The sequence below is a fragment of the Streptomyces sp. NPDC052301 genome (assembly GCF_044593395.1).
In the GTDB taxonomy this organism is placed as follows: Bacteria; Actinomycetota; Actinomycetes; order Streptomycetales; family Streptomycetaceae; genus Streptomyces.
On sequence record NZ_JBIUBE010000007.1, the window covers coordinates 1 to 16,088 of the forward strand.

Below are 16,088 nucleotides of genomic sequence, written 5' to 3' on the forward strand. Positions count from 1 at the left end.
TTGATTTTTGGCACGCTGTTGAGTTCTCAAGGAACGGTCGCTTCCTTTGTACTCACCCTCTCGGGCTTTCCTCCGGGCTTCCCTTCGGTGTTTCCAACTCTATCAGGCTTTTTCCGTCTCTCTGACCACCCCCCGGCGGACATGCCGAAGGAGACCCAGAGATAGGATCTGACGAGTTTGGATGCTGCTCGAGCGACGACGTTCGCACGTCTCTCCGCCCCAAGCAGGAGTACGACTGTACACGCGGCCTCGAAGAGGGTGCAAATCCGGGGGGTTGGTGGTCTAGACCACTTACTGGTAACTTCTATACGGAACCGCCACTTCACATGACATACCCTGCTGCTCAGGCGCCGTTCGGGACAGGCTGTGACGGCCCGTGAGCAGCTCCATTCCTTGGGAGGCTTCCCATGACCACCGTGACGTCCCCGCTCGCCGGACGCGCCATCGGACTGGCCGCAGTGCCGGATCCGGTCTTCTCCGGGGCCATGGTCGGCCCGGGCACCGCGATCGACCCCGTGCGTGAGCCCTCCGAGGCCGTGGCGCCCGTGGACGGCGTGATCGTCTCCCTGCACCCGCACGCGTTCGTCGTGGTGGACGAGAGCGGGCACGGCGTGCTCACGCATCTGGGCATCGACACCGTGCAGCTCAACGGCGAGGGCTTCGAGCTCCTTGTGAACAAGGGGGACACCGTGACTCGGGGCCAGGTCATCGTCCGCTGGAACCCGGCCGCCGTCGAGGCCGCCGGCAAGTCGCCGGTGTGCCCGGTCGTCGCGCTGGAAGCCACGGCCGAAGCCCTGTCCGACCTCCGTGACAGCGGTGACGTGAAGGCCGGAGACAGCCTGTTCTCCTGGAACTGACGGCACGGCCGTCCTAGGACGGCGAACAGGAAATCCACTGCGGCGGCGGGACCCGCCGCACTACTCGGAGACGGGTGAGATGGAGACAACGCTGCGAGGCGTCGGCGTGAGCCATGGTGTGGCGATCGGCGAGGTTCGGCACATGGGCACGGCGGTGCTGGAGCCGCCGGCCAAGCAGATCCCCAAGGAAGAGGCGGAGCGGGAGCAGGGGCGCGCTCGCCAGGCCGTGGATGCGGTGGCCGCCGATCTGATGGCGCGCGGCAACCTGGCGGGGGGCGAGGCCCAGGCGGTGCTCGAGGCGCAGGCCATGATGGCCCAGGACCCCGAGCTGATGGCGGACGTGGACCGGCGGATCGCCGTCGGCAGCACGGCCGAGCGCGCGGTGTACGACGCGTTCGCGGCGTATCGGGAGCTGCTGGCCGGTGCCGGTGAGTACCTCGCCGGCCGTGTGGCCGACCTGGATGACGTGCGGAATCGTATCGTCGCCCGGCTGCTGGGCGTTCCGATGCCGGGTGTCCCGGACAGTGACCAGCCCTATGTACTCGTGGCGCGGGACCTCGCTCCCGCCGACACGGCGCTGCTGGACCCCTCGCTGGTCCTCGGTTTCGTGACGGAGGAGGGCGGGCCGACCAGCCACAGCGCGATTCTGGCGCGTGCGCTGGGTGTGCCGGCCGTGGTGGCGCTGCCGGGTGCCGGTGAGCTGACCGAGGGCACGGTGATCGCTGTCGACGGCAGCACCGGCGACATCTTCGTGAACCCGAGCGAGGAGAAGAAGGCACAGCTGGAGGCCGCGGCCGCCGAGCGCAAGGCCGCGCTGGCCGCCTCGAGCGGGCCGGGTGCGACGGCGGACGGGCACAAGGTGCCGTTGCTGGCCAACGTGGGCGGGCCGGCTGACGTACCGGCTTCGGTGGAGGCCGGGGCCGAGGGCGTCGGTCTGTTCCGTACCGAGTTCCTGTTCCTGGACGACAGCAAGAACGCTCCTTCCGAGGAGAAGCAGGTCGAGGCCTACCGGCAGGTGCTGGAGGCCTTCCCCGAGGGACGTGTGGTCGTGCGGGTGCTGGACGCCGGGGCGGACAAGCCGCTGGACTTCCTGACGCCGGCGGACGAGCCGAACCCGGCGCTCGGGGTGCGGGGCCTGCGGACGCTGCTCGACCATCCCGAGGTCCTGCGTACGCAGCTGACCGCGCTGGCCAGGGCGGCCGAGGGGCTGCCCGTGTACCTCGAGGTCATGGCGCCCATGGTGGCGGACCGCAGGGACGCGAAGGCGTTCGCGGACGCTTGCCGTGAGGCGGGGCTGCAGGCCAAGTTCGGGGCCATGGTGGAGATCCCGTCGGCCGCGCTGCGGGCGCGCTCGATCCTGCAGGAGGTCGAGTTCCTGTCGCTGGGCACCAATGACCTCGCGCAGTACACGTTCGCGGCGGACCGGCAGGTCGGTGCGGTGTCGCGACTGCAGGACCCGTGGCAGCCGGCGCTGCTCGACCTGGTGGCGCTGTCCGCCGAGGCGGCCAAGGCCGAGGGCAAGAGCTGCGGTGTGTGCGGTGAGGCCGCGTCCGATCCGCTGCTGGCCTGTGTGCTGACCGGTCTGGGTGTCACCTCTCTGTCCATGGGTGCGGCGTCGATTCCTTATGTGCGGGCGACGCTGGCGAAGTACACGCTGGCGCAGTGCGAGCGGGCCGCGGCGGCCGCGCGTGCGGCGGACAGCGCCGAGGAGGCGCGTGCCGCGGCTCAGGCGGTGCTGTCCGGCGAATAGGTCCGGCGCGTGGTCGTACCGGACGGTCCGGTGCGCCGTTTCAGGGGCGTCCTGCCTTCGGGTGGGGCGCCCCTGGTGCGTCCGGCCGGTTCCCAGGTGTTTCAGTGGTGGTGGCCGGGTGGGGTGCTCTCCTCTCCCAGGTCGGGTGGTTCGCAGTAGTTGACGCCGGACTCCGGGGAGATGAGATCGCCGGATTCGACGTCGGTGCAGTAGGCGTCGAAGACTTCGGCGGCGGTGAGTGGTTCGAGGGCGCCGCCGCGCAGTCGCCAGCCGTAGACGCGGTCGGTGGTCCCGGGGGCGCTGGTGCGCATGACGAGTCCGCCGGGGCTGCGGGTCGCGAGGCCGAGGGCGAGGACGCTGGTGAATTCCAGGGCCTCTGCTTCGTCGAGCCGGGTGTCGCCCTCGGGTTCCTGGTCGCCGTGCAGGACGGAGACGAGGGTGTCCGGGGGGCCGCAGACGCTGCAGACGAGGTGCCGGTCGCCGGGTTGTGCGGTGTCGAGGATGCGGGCCAGGAGTTCGGAGGCGCGGGTGAAGGCCGCACGGCCGATGTCCTCGCCGCACGTCGGGCAGGGGCCGAGCCGGGTCAGGAGCGTGGCGGCGTACTCCCAGGTGGCCTGTCGGACGGCCTCGTCGACGAGTGCGGTGAGGAGTGTGGCGAGAGGCCGGCCGTCGTAGGGGATGGTGGGGCCGGTGGCCGCGAGTTCCGCGGTGAACCGGGTCCGGCTGGCGGGGAGGTCGGGGTCGAGGCCGGTGTCGGCGCAGAAGTCCGCGTATTCCTCGGGGTCGAAGAGGGCGAGGGTGGTGTGGCCGCCCTGGGCGGCGCGGGCTTTGAGGACGGCTTCGGTCTGCCGGAGGTAGGTCGTGTGGTCGTCGAAGGTGAAGCTGCGGTAGCGCCGCATGGCGCGGAAGTCGTGTTCGTCGGTGAGCAGACCGATGGTGCCGGCGATTTCGCGGCGCAGGACGCGTCGCATGGTCTGGTGGTCGGTGTGCGCCATGTTTCCCCCTGTGCGCAGTCGATCAATGCTCACTCACCGTAACCGGCGGCACTGACAACGGGGGTCGCTGGAGGCGGTCGCGGACCAGGCGGTGCTGAATTGCGCAGGTCACGGCGATGGTGGTGCCGAAGGCGGCCCAGCCGAGGGGTCCGGTGGCGATGGCGGCGGTGACGACGAGGGGGCCGATGGTGCGCTGGCCGGACTGGGCGAGTCCGTGGACGCCCAGGTAGGCGCCCTGTGCGGTGTCCGGGGCCAGGGCCAGGGAGAGTTCCCAGGAGACGACGGCGTGCAGGATCTCGGCGAGGGTGAAGAGGGCGGCGGACGCGGTGAGCATGCAGATGGCCTGGAGGGTGCCGCCGGTGGCGGACAGGGCCATGGTGATGCCGCCGGCGGCGAAGGCGGCGGACAGCGGGCCGAGGAGCCTGCGGGCTGCCTCGGTGGTGGTGCCGTGACGGGCGAGGGGCACCTGGAGCGCGACGACCATGACGTTGTTGAGGACGAGCAGGAGGGGTGCGAGGCCGTGCGGTACTCCCTCGCTGTGGGCGATCCACAGAGGCAGTCCGACCTGGAAGACGGTGTCGTCGAGGAAGAGGACCGTCTCGGTCGCGACGTAGGCGAGATAGGTGCGGTCGCGCCAGGGGGTGGCGGGCCTGGTGCCGGGGGGTGTGCTGCCGGCGTCGATGGCGACGCGGTGGCCGGACGGTGGTTCCGCGCAGGTGAGCGTGAGGAGGGCCACCGCCACGAAGGAGAGGGCGTCGCCGGTGAGGAGCCAGCGGTAGGCGGTGGTGGTGCCGAGGGTGACGGCGGCGGCGGCTGCGAGGCCGCCCAGGGCCCAGCCTGCGTTGGAGGCGGTGCGGTTGACGGCCTGGTAGCGGACGCGGTCGGGGCCGGCGATGCGTGCGGCGTAGAGCTTGGTGAGGACGCTGGCGGCGCGGTCGCCGAGGCTGCCGACGGCGGAGATCGCGAGCAGCGGCAGGTAGTGGTCGGTGGTGAGCAGGGCGAATGAGGCCAGGGCGCGCAGGAGTTGGAGGGGGATCAGGATCCGGGTGAGGGGGAAGCGGTCGGCGATGCGGCCGCCCAGGGGCGCGCCCGCGATGCCGACGGCGCCGGAGACGGCGGCGAGGGTGCCCACCTGGGCGAGGGAGAGGCCGGAGACGTAGGTGAAGTACAGGACGGAGACGGATGCCCACAGGCCGCTGCCGATGCGGTCGATGAAGGTGACGAGGAGCATCCGGCGTCCGTCGCGGCCTCCTGGTATGCGCGGCGGCCGGTTGGCGGCCCGGTGCCTGGCGTCCACTGTTCCCCCTCGGGTGGAGCTTGCTCCGGAATTATGTACTGATACATAATTGGTAACGTGGTAACACAATATGAGGTCAGGGGTACGACGGCCAAGGGAATTGCCGGATCGGTCGAACGAGGTGTCGCCGAGGGGTGGTTGGCGCCCGGAGCCGCGCTGCCGCCCGTGCGGCGGCTCGCGGACGAGCTGGGGGTGAGTCCGGGAACGGTCGCCACCGCCTACAGGGAGTTGCGGACGCGGGGCATCGTCGTCACGCGAGGGCGGGGCGGCACGGTGGTCGCGCCGGCCCCGGCGGTGGCGTCGCGGCGACCGCCCAGGGTTCCCGCGGGGCTGCGCGACCTGGCGAGCGGGCACCCCGATCCGGCGCTGCTGCCCGCTCTGGTGCCGCCGTCCCGGCTCTCCCCCGGCGCCCGCTCCCATCGCGCCGCCCCGCGGCTGGCGCGGCTCGAGGACGCCGTACGCGACTGGCTGGGGGCGGACGGCGTCCCCGTGGAGCACGTGACGTTCGCGCACGGGGCGCTGGACCTGATCGGCCGGGTGCTGTCGGTGGAGCTGCGGCCCGGGGACGGCGTGGCCATGGAGGATCCGGGCTATCACCATCTGCTGGATCTGGTCACCGCGTCGGGTCTGCGCATCGTCCCGGTCGCGGTGGACGACGAGGGGATGCGTCCGGAGGCCCTGCGGGGGGCGTTGCGGGCCGGGGTGCGGGCGGTGGTGCTCAGTCCGCGGGCGCAGAATCCGTACGGCGGCCGTTTCTCCGGGGAGCGGCGGGATGCGCTGACCGAGGTGCTGCGCGACGCGTCCGATGTGCTGGTGGTGGAGAACGATCACGCCTCCGAGGTGGCCGACGCGGCCCTGCACACGGTGACCGGCGCGGGACTGGCCCGCTGGGTGCATGTGCGGACGGTGAGCAAGTTCCTGGGGACCGACCTGCGGTGGGCGGCCGCCGCCTGTGACCCGGTCACGCTCGCGCGGCACGACGGCCGGCTGCTGGTGACCTCGGGCTGGGTCAGTCACCTGTTGCAGGAGACCGTGCTCGGGCTGATGACCGACGAGGTCACGCGCGCTTTGGTGACACGCGCGCGGGAGGCGTACGCGCTGCGCCGTACGTCGCTGACCGGCGAGCTGGCCGTCCGGGGCATCGCGTCGCACGGCGTGAGCGGGATGAACGTGTGGGTGCCCGTGCGGGACGAGTCGGCGGTGGTGAACGGGCTGCGGTCGTACGGCTGGTGGGTCGGGGCCGGGGCGCGGTTCCGGCTGGATGCGGCTCCGGGGGTCCGGATCACGTGCGCGGGCCTGGATCCGGCCGACGCCGCGCGGCTGGCCTCGGACTTCGCCGCCGTGCTGGGCGAGTCCGAGGCCACCTACGGAGGGTGACGCGGCCCGGCGGCGTCAGGCGCGCTTGCGGGCGAGTTCCTCGTAGAACCCCAGCAGGGCGAGGTTGTCGATGGATCCCGGGTTGACCGCCTTCTCCATGGGGGTGCCCTGCAGGAGGCGCTTGACCGGGACCTCGATGCGTTTGCCGGTCAGGGTGTGCGGGACGCCGGGCACCTCGATGATCTCGTCGGGTACGTGCCGCGGCGAGAGCTGTTCGCGGATGGCCCGCTTGATCCGGTTCAGCAGTGCCTCGTCGAGGACGGCGCCGGGCGCGAGGTGCACGAACAGCGGCATCCAGTAGCCGCCGTCGGGCTGCTCGACGCCGATGACCAGGGACTCCTTGATCTCGGGCAGGCGCTCGACCACCTCGTAGATGTCGGCCGAGCCCATGCGCACGCCCTGGCGGTTCAGGGTGGAGTCGGAGCGGCCGTGGATGATCACGGAGCCGCGTGGGGTGAGCGTGATCCAGTCGCCGTGGCGCCAGACACCGGCGTAGGTGTCGAAGTAGCTGTCGTGGTAGCGGCTGCCGTCGGGATCGTTCCAGAAGTGGATCGGCATGGACGGCATGGGGTTGGTGACGACCAGCTCGCCGACCTCGTCGACCAGGGGCTTGCCGCTCGGGTCCCAGGCCTGCAGGTCGGTGCCGAGACCGGGGGCCTGGAGTTCTCCGGTGTACACGGGGAGGGTCGGTACGGCTCCGGCGAAGCAGGAGCAGACGTCCGTGCCACCGCTGACGGAGGCGATCCACAGGTCGTCGCGGACCTCGTCGTGCAGCCAGCGGAAGCCGTCCGGCGGGAGCGGGGAGCCGGTGGTGGCCACGCAGGCGACCTTGGACAGGTCGAAGTCGCGGGACGGGTGCACGCCGGCCTTGCGGCAGGCCATGACGTACGCGGCCGAGGTGCCGTAGAGGGTGGCTCCGGTGCGTTCGGCGACGCGCCACTGGGCGCCCGTGTCCGGATAGCCGGGGCTGCCGTCGTAGAGGACGATCGTGGTGCCCGTGAGCAGACCGGAGACGAGGAAGTTCCACATCATCCAGCCGGTCGACGTGTACCAGAAGAAACGATCCTCGGGACCGAGGTCGCAGTGCAGTCCGAGCTGCTTGAGGTGCTCGACCAGGATGCCGCCCTGGGACTGGACGATGGCCTTGGGCAGGCCTGTCGTACCGGAGGAGTACAGCACCCACAGGGGGTGGTCGAACGGCACCTGCTCGAAGACGGGTTCGGTGTCGGCCGCGGTCAGGGCCGCCCACTCCAGGGCGCCCTCGGGTGCCTCGCTGCCGAGGACCGGGATGTGGACGACGGCGCGCAGGGTGGGCAGCTCGCGGCGCAGCTCGGCGACGATCTCGCGGCGGTCGTGCTCCTTGCCGCCGTAGCGGTAGCCGTCGACGGTGAACAGGACGACGGGTTCGACCTGCTGGAAGCGGTCCAGGACGCTGCGGGCGCCGAAGTCGGGTGCGCAGGAGGTCCAGACGGCGCCCACGGCGGCCGTGGCGAGGAGGGCGACGACGGCCTGGGGGATGTTGGGGAGGTAGCCGCTGACGCGGTCACCGGGGAGCACGCCGAGGGCGCGCAGTTCGGCGGCGAGGGATCCGACCTGGCGGCGCAGCTCGGACCAGGTCACCGGGCGCGGTTCGTGGGTCTCGTCCACGTGGAGGAGGGCGGGCTCGTCCGCGCGGTCGGCCGCGGCACGCAGGGCGTGCTCGGCGTAGTTGAGGGCGGCTCCGGGGAACCACTGGGCGCCGGGCATCGAGCGGTCGCCGAGCACGCGCGCGTAGGGGGTCGAGAAGCGGACGTCGAACCACTCCGTGACGGCCTTCCAGAACGTGTCCAGCTGGTCGACGGACCACCGGTGCAGGGCCGGGTAGCCACCCTCGGCCGGGGCGCCGTGGTGTTCGGCGGCCCACGCCTGGAACCGGGTGATGCGGGCCTGGGCGATCCGCTGGGGATCGGGCTGCCAGAGCGGCTGGGGGTTCGCGGTCGACATGGGGCGGCTCCCGGACTGTGCGCGTCGTGTGCGTCGGTCCGCGCACGGGCTGGGGTGTGCGCGTGACGCGGCTGACAGGGACGATGCCATGTGATCGACTTCTGCACCAGGGTGCGCCCCACATAGTCCGTGTCGTGAAGATGTGGCCCCGGCCTGGGTGAACGGCAATTGAACGACACGCGCGCGTGGGGTGCTCAGTGGCAGGGTGAGCAGCATGGACGGTCGTGACCTGGTGCGTTCGGTGAGTGGGGTCGGTTCGGGAAGGGCGGCACGGGGGTTGCGTACCGTACGGGCCGCGTGGCGGCGGAGGCGTATCGACTCCGCGGGGCTGCCGCAGCGGGGGCCCGAGCGGGCGCGCGTCCCCGGGCAGATGCAGGACGTGGAGCCGGGTCCGGGGGGTGGGCTGATCCGGTTCGGCCGGTCCGAGCTGCGGATCACGGTCGCGGTCAGCGGGGCGGTCTTCTGGGGGTGGGACGGGGCGGCTCCGCAGCCGTCGTACGCGCTCGCCGGGAGCTGTCCCGAGCCGGATCCGCGGGCGGTGCTGGAGCCGGACAAGGACGGTGGCTGGCGGGTGGTCGCCGAGCGGGTGACGGTCGTCGTCTCCCGGCACGGCGCGGTGGAGGTGTGCACGCCGGGCGGGGTGACCCTGCGCCGGGATCTGCCGCCGCGCTGGTGGGAGCCGGTGGGCGGGGGCACGGCACGGTGGATGCAGCGGTCGGAGGTGGCCGCGGACGCCCGGTTCTTCGGTCTGGGCGGGCGGTCGTCCGGGCCCCGGCTGCGGGACGGCTCGTACCGGCTGTGGAACACCGATCCGGGGCGTGCGTTCGGGCCGGGCGACGATCCGCTGTACCTGACCATGCCGGTGCAGCTGGTGGTCGCCGACGCCGGCACGCATCTGGTGTTCCACGACACCACGTGGGACGGAACGGTGGTCCTGCGGGAGGGCGAGGAGGGCGCGGGGTCCGGGCACGACCGGTCGGGGCGCTGTGAGGTGCGGATGGACGGCGGTCCGCTGCGCTGCTGGGTGATGGTGGGTACTCCCGCGCGCGTGCTGCACACGTGGGCCTCGCTGACCGGGGCGCCCGCGCTGCCGCCCGCGTGGGCGCTCGGTCATCATCACGCGCGGTGGGGCTTCGGCAGTGAGCAGGAGGTGCGCCGGATCGTCGCCGGCTACCACGAGCGCGGTCTGCCGCTGGACGCGGTCCATCTGGACATCGACCACTACGACGACCACCAGGTGTTCACCGTCGACCAGGAGCGGTTCCCGAAGCTGCCGGTGCTCGCCGAGGAGCTGCGGCGGGAGGGCGTCCGGCTGGTGTCGATCGTCGATGCGGCCGTGAAGGCGGCGCCGGGAAACGCGGTGTACGACGGGGGTGCGGCCGTGGACGCGTTCGTGCGGGACGCCTCGGGGCGGACGGTGCGGGGGGTGGTGTGGCCCGGCGAGTCGGTCTATCCGGACTTCACGCACGCGCGCGTGCGCAAGTGGTGGGGCGGGCTCTACGAGGAGCGCCTCGGGCAGGGCTTCGCGGGGTTCTGGCACGACATGAACGAGCCGACGTCGTTCAACGCCTTCGGCGAGCCGACCTTGCCGCGTTCGGCCCGGCACGCCCTGGAGGGACGCGGTGGCGACCACAGGGAGGCGCACAACGTGTACGGGCTGTGCATGGCGCGGGCCGGTTACGAGGGACTGCGCGAACTGTCGCCCGGTGAGCGGCCCTTCCTGTTCTCCCGGTCCGGCTGGGCGGGGATGCAGCGGTACGGGGGCACCTGGTCCGGGGACGTGGCGACAGGCTGGCCGGGGCTTCGGGCGTCGCTGTCGCTGGTGCTGGGGCTCGGGCTGTGCGGGGTGCCGTACTCGGGTCCGGACGTGGGCGGATTCGACGGCAGTCCGTCGCCGGAGCTCTATCTGCGGTGGTTCCAGCTCGGCGCGTATCTGCCGCTGTTCCGCACCCACGCGGGTCTGCGGGCGGGGCGGCGGGAGCCCTGGGAATTCGGTGCCGAAGTGCTGGAGCACGCGCGCGTGGCCCTGCTGGAGCGCCGTCGGCTGCGGCCGTACTTCGTGACGCTGGCCCATCTGGCCCGGCGCACCGGCGCGCCCTATGTGCGGCCGCTGTGGTGGCGGGCGCCGGAGGACCGGGCGCTGCGGGACTGCGAGGACGCGTTCCTGTTGGGCGACTGCCTGCTGGTGGCCCCGGTCCTGGACCCGGGTGCGGACCGGCGGGCGGTGCAACTGCCGCGGGGCCGCTGGTACGACACGGTGACGGAGGCGGTGTACGAGGGGCCGGCGCAGGTGCTGGTGGACGCGCCGCTGTCCCGGACTCCCGTGTTCGCGCGCGCGGGGGCGGTGGTTCCCGTGCGCGCGGACGACGGTGGTGTGGAGCTGGAGGTGTGGGCTCCCGCCCGAGGCCGCACGGGGGGCGGCCTGGTGGTGCCGGACACGGGCGACGGCTGGGACGAGCCGGAGATCGAACGCTACGTCGCCCGCTGGCAGGGCCGGCGGGTGGTGGTCACCCGGGAGCGGGAGGACGGCGTCGGTGAGCCGCCCTATCCGGTGCGCATACGGGGGCTGGGCTGAGCGGCCCGGCTCAGTACCGGCCCTCGAACCAGGCCCGTACGGCCAGGGTGTGCAGCGGGAAGGCGAGCTCCTCGGGCCGGCGGAGCAGGTGCCAGCCCTCGGTCTCGTCCGTGGGGTCGGAGGGTGGGAGGCCCTCGGCCGGCCGTTCCGGGAGGAGTCCGAACAGCAGCAGGTGCCCGTCGGGCGAGCTCATGGCGTCGACGAGGCGGACGTCGCGGGCGGCCGCGTCGATACCGGTCTCCTCCTTGAGTTCGCGTACGACGGCCTGCCTCCAGTCCTCCCGGTCGTCGATGTAGCCGCCGGGCAGGGCGGTGCCTCCGCGCGCGGGGGCGATGGTTCGGGTGATGACGACCAGGGCGGTGCCCTTGGTGTCGTACACGGGCTGGAGCGCGATCGCGACCGGGAGCGGGTTGCGATAGGCGGCGGCCCCGCAGGACGGGCAGGTGCGGGGCCAGCCGGAGACGCCCTCTCCATAGGGCGCTCCGCAGCTCGAACAGTGGGAGTCCGGTGCGAAGTTGTCAGTTGGGTGTTGAGTTTCGGACACGCGCGGACTGTATCCGATCAGAAGAGGGGCGTCTTGTGCAGGCGGTTCAGTCTGCGCTGACGAGCGACTTCCGGGACACGGGGAAGTCGAAGTAGGTGTCCGGATAGGGCTCGGGCTTGTAGGTGTAGTGCCACCACTCCTCGGCGAGGTTCACGAATCCGAGGCCCTCCAGGGTGTTTTTGAGCAGCAGGCGGTTGGCGCGTTGTGCGCCCTGGATGCGGGGGTCGAGGGTGTGGGCGAGGGTGTCGAAGCAGTCGAATCCGGTCCCCATGTCCACGGAATTGTCAGGGAAACGCTCGCCCTTGGGCGCGTAGCAGGGAACGAGCGGCTGTCCGGGGTGGTAGGGCCGCGTCGGCCTCGCGGGAAGCTTCACGATGGTGAGGTCCATGGTCGAGCCGCGGCTGTGGCCCGATTTCTCCGCGATGTAGCCGTCCTCGAACAGCCGGGTCTTGTCGACGTTCGGGTAGAACTCGCCCTTCATCGCCTGGTCGTCGAGGTCCTCGGCCCAGCGGACGAAGTGGTTCACGGCCCGCTGCGGCCGGTAGCAGTCGTACACCTTGAGGGTGTAGCCCTGGCGCAGCAGCTTCAGCTGGGCCTGGTGGAGGGCTTGTGCGGCGGGGCGGGTGAGGATGCAGATCGGTTGCTCGTAGCCGTCGACGCGCTCGCCGACGAAGTTGTGCGGGGTGAAGTAGCGGATCTCCTGGATGATCGTCGGGTCCACGGCGGACAGGGCCACGAAGTCCTTCGGCGCCTTGGGCTCCGTCTTCGCCTGGGCCGTGGCGGAGGCGGTGGTCACGGCCAGCAGGGCGGTGAGGGCGGTGACGAGACCGCGGACTGCGCTGGTGAGTCGTGTCATGCCCCCTGCATCTACCAGGCGGGAGTTCCGGCCGGGAAGCGATCGGATGAGATTTCCCCCGGGCGCGGGAGGGGCGGCCGGCACCACCCCCGTCGGCCCCGGACGCCCCTCCTGGACCACGACGCCCGCGGCGCGCGTTCGGTTCACCGACGCACCCTGCCCTTTTCCGGCCGCCCGTGGCACACTCCTGACGCTCCGTCAGCTTCTTGAGGAGGCCCGTTGCCGCACACACGCACACCCGCCGTCGTCGGCTGGTTCACCGGTGAGGGGGACCGCTTCCGGCTCCTCGGCACCCGCTGTTCGGCCTGCACCTCGGTGTTCTTCCCCCGCGAGGACGTCCACTGCCGCAATCCGCGCTGCGCGGGCGGCGCACTGGAGGAGGTGCCGCTGTCGCGGACGGGCCGCGTCTGGTCGTACACCGACAGCCGGTACCGTCCGCCGTCACCCTATGTGAGCGATCCGGAACTTCCGTGGGAGCCGTACGCGTTGATCGCTGTGGAGCTGGAGGCCGAGCGGATCGTGGTGCTGGGGCAGGCGGCTCCCGGGGTCACCGTCGCCGGGCTGGCGGTGGGCATGGAGGTGGAGGTCGTCCCCGGCGTGCTGCACGAGGAGGCGGAGACGACCTGGACGACCTGGCACTGGCGGCCGACGGGGGTGACGGCATGACGGCGGATGTGGCGGTGCTCGGCGTGGGCATGCATCCCTGGGGCAAATGGGGGCGCGGCTTCGTCGAGTACGGGACGGCGGCGGCCCGCGCGGCGCTCGCGGACGCCGGAGTGGACTGGCGGGACGTCGGCTCCGTCGTGGGCGCGGACACGGTGCGTGGCGGCTATCCCGGATACGTGGCGGGAGCCACGTTCGCCAAGGCCCTGGGCTGGCAGGGGGCCCGGGTCGCCAGTGTGTACGCGGCCTGCGCGTCCGGGGCCCAGGCGATAGCCGCGGCCCGGGCGCAGATCCTGGCGGGGCTCGCGGACGTCGTGCTCGTGGTGGGTGCGGACGCCGCGCCGAAGGGATTCTTCCGGCCGGCCGGCGGGGACCGTCCCGATGATCCGGACTGGCTGCGCTTCCGTGTGCTGGGTGCGACGAACCCGGCGTACTTCGGGCTGTACGCCCGGCGCCGGATGGCGGTGCACGGGGACACACCGGAGGACTTCGCGCTGGTCAAGGTGAAGAACGCGGCACTGGGGGCGCTGAATCCGTATGCCCGCTACCGCACCCGGGTCACCGTCGAGGAGGTGGCCGCCTCCGCGGTGGTCGCCGATCCGCTGCGGCTGCTCGACATCTGCGCCACCTCCGACGGCGGCGCGGCCCTGGTGCTGTCCAGCGTGGAGTTCGCGCACCGGCACGGGGTGGCGCGGCCGGTGCGGATCCGCGCGGTGTCGACGGTGACCCCCCGCTTCCCGAACACGGTGCTGGACCTGCCGGACATCGCCACCGACTCCGCGGTGGCGATGGATCCATCGGCCGAGACCTTCCGGGCGTCCATCGCCCGGACCGCCTACGAGGAGGCGGGCATCGGCCCCGAGGACCTCTCCCTGGCCGAGGTGTACGACCTGTCCACCGCGCTGGAGCTGCAGTGGTACGAGGACCTGGGGCTGTGCGGCGAGGGCGAGGGCGCGAAGCTGCTGCGGGAGGGCGTGACCGCGCCGGGCGGCCGGACACCCGTCAACACCAGTGGCGGACTCGCCTCGTTCGGCGAGGCCGTGCCGGCTCAGGCCCTTGCCCAGGTGTGCGAGCTGACCTGGCAGTTGCGGGGCGAGGCGGGCGACCGCCAGGTGGCCGGGGCGCGGGTGGGCATCACCGCCAACCAGGGGCTTTTCGGGCACGGATCGTCGGTGGTCGCGGTGCGGTGAGAATTCGGCCGGAGGGGGCCGTGTGACGCACGGGACCCATGAGTTTTGCACTCTCTGTGATCAGCCCGGAATCCTGCGTGAACGTCTCATGAACTGCGCCTGGGCGTACGCGGGCAGCGCCATCATGCTCCCGTGCACTCCTGGACGGACACTCTCCGCTTCGCCTTCCAGCCGGTGGTCAATCTGAGGACCGGCGTGGTCGCCGCTCTGGAGACGCTCGCCCGCCCGGAAACCGGGGACATCCTGGCCGAGGCCCGCCGCAACCCCGAACTGGACGGCCGCCTGGCCGTGTTGGCCCTCCGTGCGGCGACACGCCAGGAGACGATGCTGCCGCTGCATCTCAACGTGTTCGCGGCCACGCTCGCCGACCTCGGTGGTCTCACACCGCTGCACGACGCCGTGCGCGCGGCCGGACGCATGCCCTGGGAGGTGACCCTCGACGTCGTCCCGCCCTACACCCACGTGCCGCAACAGGCGCTGCTGGAGGCCGTCGCCTCGCTGCGGGCGCAGGGGTTCCGGATCAGCGCGGACGGGATCGGGGACGGCGACGTACCCCTCAGGCTGCTCGCCGACCTCTCCCCGGACCTGGTCAAGCTCGACGCCTCGCTGCTGGCGCGGCCGGCCGCGGTGCGGGCGATGCGGACGCTGTGCGAGGAGCTGGGCGCCCTGGTGGCGGTCGAGGGTGTGGAGACCGAACTGCAGTGCGCGGTGGCGCTGTCGGCAGGCGCGCAGCTGGCCCAGGGCGAGCTGTTCGCGCCGCCCGCCCGGATTCCCGCGGCGGACGTATACGTTCCGCCCCGCTCCCCCGGCATGGTGGCCGTGCCCCGGTCCGGGCCGTCGGTGCGGGAGTTCGTGCGCCCCGCCGCCGTCCTGCCGGTGACCGCTTCGGCGGGGCAGGTGCGGGCACTGCTGACCGGGTCGCCGGACGTGTCCGGGGTGCTGCTGGTGGACCAGGCCGGCCGGCCCGTCCGGTCGGTGCACCGCTCGCGCTTCCTGCTGTCGATGTCCGGCCGCTACGGGCACGCGCTGTACGCCGACCGGCCGGCCGCGAAGCTGGGTGACGCGCCCCGCGCGGTCGGCGTGGACGCCACGGCCTGGGAGGTGCTCGACGTGGTCGCCGTCGGCGGCCGGGACCGGACCTCGGACGATGTGGCGGTGGTCGACGCACAGGGCCGGTGCGTGGGCGTCGTACGGCTCGCCGACCTCGTACGGGCGCTGGCCGAGAGCCGTGTCGAGGAAGCGGCGGGGCTGAACCCGCTGACCCGGCTGCCCGGTTCGGACGCGATCACCGGCGAGGTGGACCGGTGGATCGAGGACGGCCGGGCGTTCGCGCTCAGCTGGCTGGACATCGATCACTTCAAGCAGGTCAACGACGGTGCCGGGTTCGCCGCGGGCGACGAGCTGATCCGGTCGGTCGGACAGGCGCTGCAACAGGCGGTCGTGGGGCACGCGCACGTGGGGCACATCGGCGGGGACGACTTCCTGGTGCTGGCCGAGGAGGAGGCGCTCGATCCGCTGGTCGGCACGGTGCTCGATGCGTACTGGTCGGCGGGCGACAGGCCGGTCACGCTCTCCCTCGCCACGGTCGTCTGCGCCCCGGGCAGCGTGCGTGACCACCGCCAGGCCGCCGCCCAGCTCGCTCCGCTGAAGAAGGCGGCCAAGGCGCTGCGGGGCGCCAGCTGGGTGCTGGGGCGCGCCGGGCTGCCCGGCCACGAGGTCCGGCGTGGCGGTGCGGGGGCTGCACCGGCGCAGGCGGGATACGCGGCCGCCGAGCCAGGGTGGTGAACGGCCTTCCGGCATACGTCCGTTGTCGTGTGCCGTGGCCGGCGGACCGCCCGGTGAGCCGGCGGACACCGGCGCCGTCGGCAACCTTGACGGCCCCGGGACGCCGGTGAACACTTCCCGGTGTCAGCCGACATCGCCGTACATTCTCGGCGTTATCAGGCACTGCGCCATGGGTCCGTCCTGTTCCGGGCCCGTCCCTGCCTGGTGATCCGGCTG

12 protein-coding genes are annotated in these 16,088 nt (G+C 72.2%); 7 read left to right on the forward strand and 5 right to left on the reverse strand.

What is annotated here, in order from left to right:
• The first annotated feature begins 407 nt into the window (after nt 1-407).
• Entirely contained in the window at nt 408-857 is a 450-nt protein-coding gene (locus tag ACIHEJ_RS20515) for a PTS glucose transporter subunit IIA (RefSeq protein ID WP_400137552.1), read from the forward strand.
• A gap of 79 nt (nt 858-936) precedes the next feature.
• Nucleotides 937-2,607: a phosphoenolpyruvate--protein phosphotransferase gene (ptsP, locus tag ACIHEJ_RS20520; protein ID WP_400137555.1), complete on the forward strand. Its 1,671-nt coding sequence runs from the start codon at nt 937-939 to the stop codon at nt 2,605-2,607.
• 101 nt (nt 2,608-2,708) lie between these two features.
• Here ptsP and ACIHEJ_RS20525 read toward each other — a convergent pair whose 3' ends face one another.
• Together ACIHEJ_RS20525 and ACIHEJ_RS20530 are read right to left on the reverse strand one after the other, a co-directional pair.
• On the reverse strand, nt 2,709-3,602 hold the full coding sequence (locus ACIHEJ_RS20525) for a hypothetical protein (RefSeq protein WP_400137558.1): 894 nt from the start codon (nt 3,600-3,602) through the stop codon (nt 2,709-2,711).
• A 22-nt stretch (nt 3,603-3,624) separates the two neighbouring features.
• The gene (locus ACIHEJ_RS20530) at nt 3,625-4,833 is read right to left on the reverse strand and encodes an MFS transporter (protein ID WP_400137560.1); all 1,209 of its coding nucleotides are present in this window, start codon (nt 4,831-4,833) and stop codon (nt 3,625-3,627) included.
• Between the two features lie 123 nt (nt 4,834-4,956).
• Here ACIHEJ_RS20530 and ACIHEJ_RS20535 point away from each other — a divergent pair, with 123 nt between their 5' ends.
• Nucleotides 4,957-6,276: an aminotransferase class I/II-fold pyridoxal phosphate-dependent enzyme gene (locus ACIHEJ_RS20535; protein ID WP_400137562.1), complete on the forward strand. Its 1,320-nt coding sequence runs from the start codon at nt 4,957-4,959 to the stop codon at nt 6,274-6,276.
• A 15-nt stretch (nt 6,277-6,291) separates the two neighbouring features.
• Here the strand turns inward: ACIHEJ_RS20535 and ACIHEJ_RS20540 are convergent, their stop codons facing one another.
• Nucleotides 6,292-8,259: an acetoacetate--CoA ligase gene (locus ACIHEJ_RS20540; protein ID WP_400137565.1), complete on the reverse strand. Its 1,968-nt coding sequence runs from the start codon at nt 8,257-8,259 to the stop codon at nt 6,292-6,294.
• A gap of 214 nt (nt 8,260-8,473) precedes the next feature.
• Here ACIHEJ_RS20540 and ACIHEJ_RS20545 point away from each other — a divergent pair, with 214 nt between their 5' ends.
• Nucleotides 8,474-10,834, forward strand: coding sequence for a TIM-barrel domain-containing protein (locus tag ACIHEJ_RS20545; protein WP_400137569.1), 2,361 nt, complete (start codon nt 8,474-8,476; stop codon nt 10,832-10,834).
• Between the two features lie 10 nt (nt 10,835-10,844).
• On the opposite strand, the gene ACIHEJ_RS20550 is transcribed toward ACIHEJ_RS20545, so the two are convergent.
• Together ACIHEJ_RS20550 and ACIHEJ_RS20555 are read right to left on the reverse strand one after the other, a co-directional pair.
• Entirely contained in the window at nt 10,845-11,378 is a 534-nt protein-coding gene (locus ACIHEJ_RS20550; RefSeq protein ID WP_400137572.1) for an NUDIX domain-containing protein, read from the reverse strand.
• A 46-nt stretch (nt 11,379-11,424) separates the two neighbouring features.
• Nucleotides 11,425-12,234 (reverse strand): M15 family metallopeptidase, encoded by an 810-nt coding sequence (locus tag ACIHEJ_RS20555; RefSeq protein WP_400137574.1) that lies wholly within the window; start codon nt 12,232-12,234, stop codon nt 11,425-11,427.
• 219 nt (nt 12,235-12,453) lie between these two features.
• Here ACIHEJ_RS20555 and ACIHEJ_RS20560 point away from each other — a divergent pair, with 219 nt between their 5' ends.
• The 3 genes from ACIHEJ_RS20560 (at nt 12,454) to ACIHEJ_RS20570 (ending at nt 15,872) form a co-directional block, all read left to right on the forward strand.
• Nucleotides 12,454-12,900, forward strand: coding sequence for a Zn-ribbon domain-containing OB-fold protein (locus ACIHEJ_RS20560; RefSeq protein WP_400137577.1), 447 nt, complete (start codon nt 12,454-12,456; stop codon nt 12,898-12,900).
• Nucleotides 12,897-14,087, forward strand: coding sequence for a lipid-transfer protein (locus ACIHEJ_RS20565; RefSeq protein WP_400137579.1), 1,191 nt, complete (start codon nt 12,897-12,899; stop codon nt 14,085-14,087). Before ACIHEJ_RS20560 ends, ACIHEJ_RS20565 begins: the two co-directional genes overlap by 4 nt.
• Before the next feature lie 132 nt (nt 14,088-14,219).
• The gene (locus tag ACIHEJ_RS20570) at nt 14,220-15,872 is read left to right on the forward strand and encodes an EAL domain-containing protein (protein WP_400137582.1); all 1,653 of its coding nucleotides are present in this window, start codon (nt 14,220-14,222) and stop codon (nt 15,870-15,872) included.
• The last annotated feature ends 216 nt before the right edge of the window (nt 15,873-16,088 follow it).

What these genes read in the sequence shown, in the direction of transcription:
- ACIHEJ_RS20515 (WP_400137552.1), top strand. Translation starts at nt 408, where the DNA reads ATGACCACCGTGACGTCCCCGCTCGCCGGACGCGCCATCGGACTGGCC.
- ptsP (WP_400137555.1), top strand. Translation starts at nt 937, where the DNA reads ATGGAGACAACGCTGCGAGGCGTCGGCGTGAGCCATGGTGTGGCGATC.
- ACIHEJ_RS20525 (WP_400137558.1), bottom strand. Translation starts at nt 3,602, where the DNA reads ATGGCGCACACCGACCACCAGACCATGCGACGCGTCCTGCGCCGCGAA.
- ACIHEJ_RS20530 (WP_400137560.1), bottom strand. Translation starts at nt 4,833, where the DNA reads ATGCTCCTCGTCACCTTCATCGACCGCATCGGCAGCGGCCTGTGGGCA.
- ACIHEJ_RS20540 (WP_400137565.1), bottom strand. Translation starts at nt 8,259, where the DNA reads ATGTCGACCGCGAACCCCCAGCCGCTCTGGCAGCCCGATCCCCAGCGG.
- ACIHEJ_RS20545 (WP_400137569.1), top strand. Translation starts at nt 8,474, where the DNA reads ATGGACGGTCGTGACCTGGTGCGTTCGGTGAGTGGGGTCGGTTCGGGA.
- ACIHEJ_RS20555 (WP_400137574.1), bottom strand. Translation starts at nt 12,234, where the DNA reads ATGACACGACTCACCAGCGCAGTCCGCGGTCTCGTCACCGCCCTCACC.
- ACIHEJ_RS20565 (WP_400137579.1), top strand. Translation starts at nt 12,897, where the DNA reads ATGACGGCGGATGTGGCGGTGCTCGGCGTGGGCATGCATCCCTGGGGC.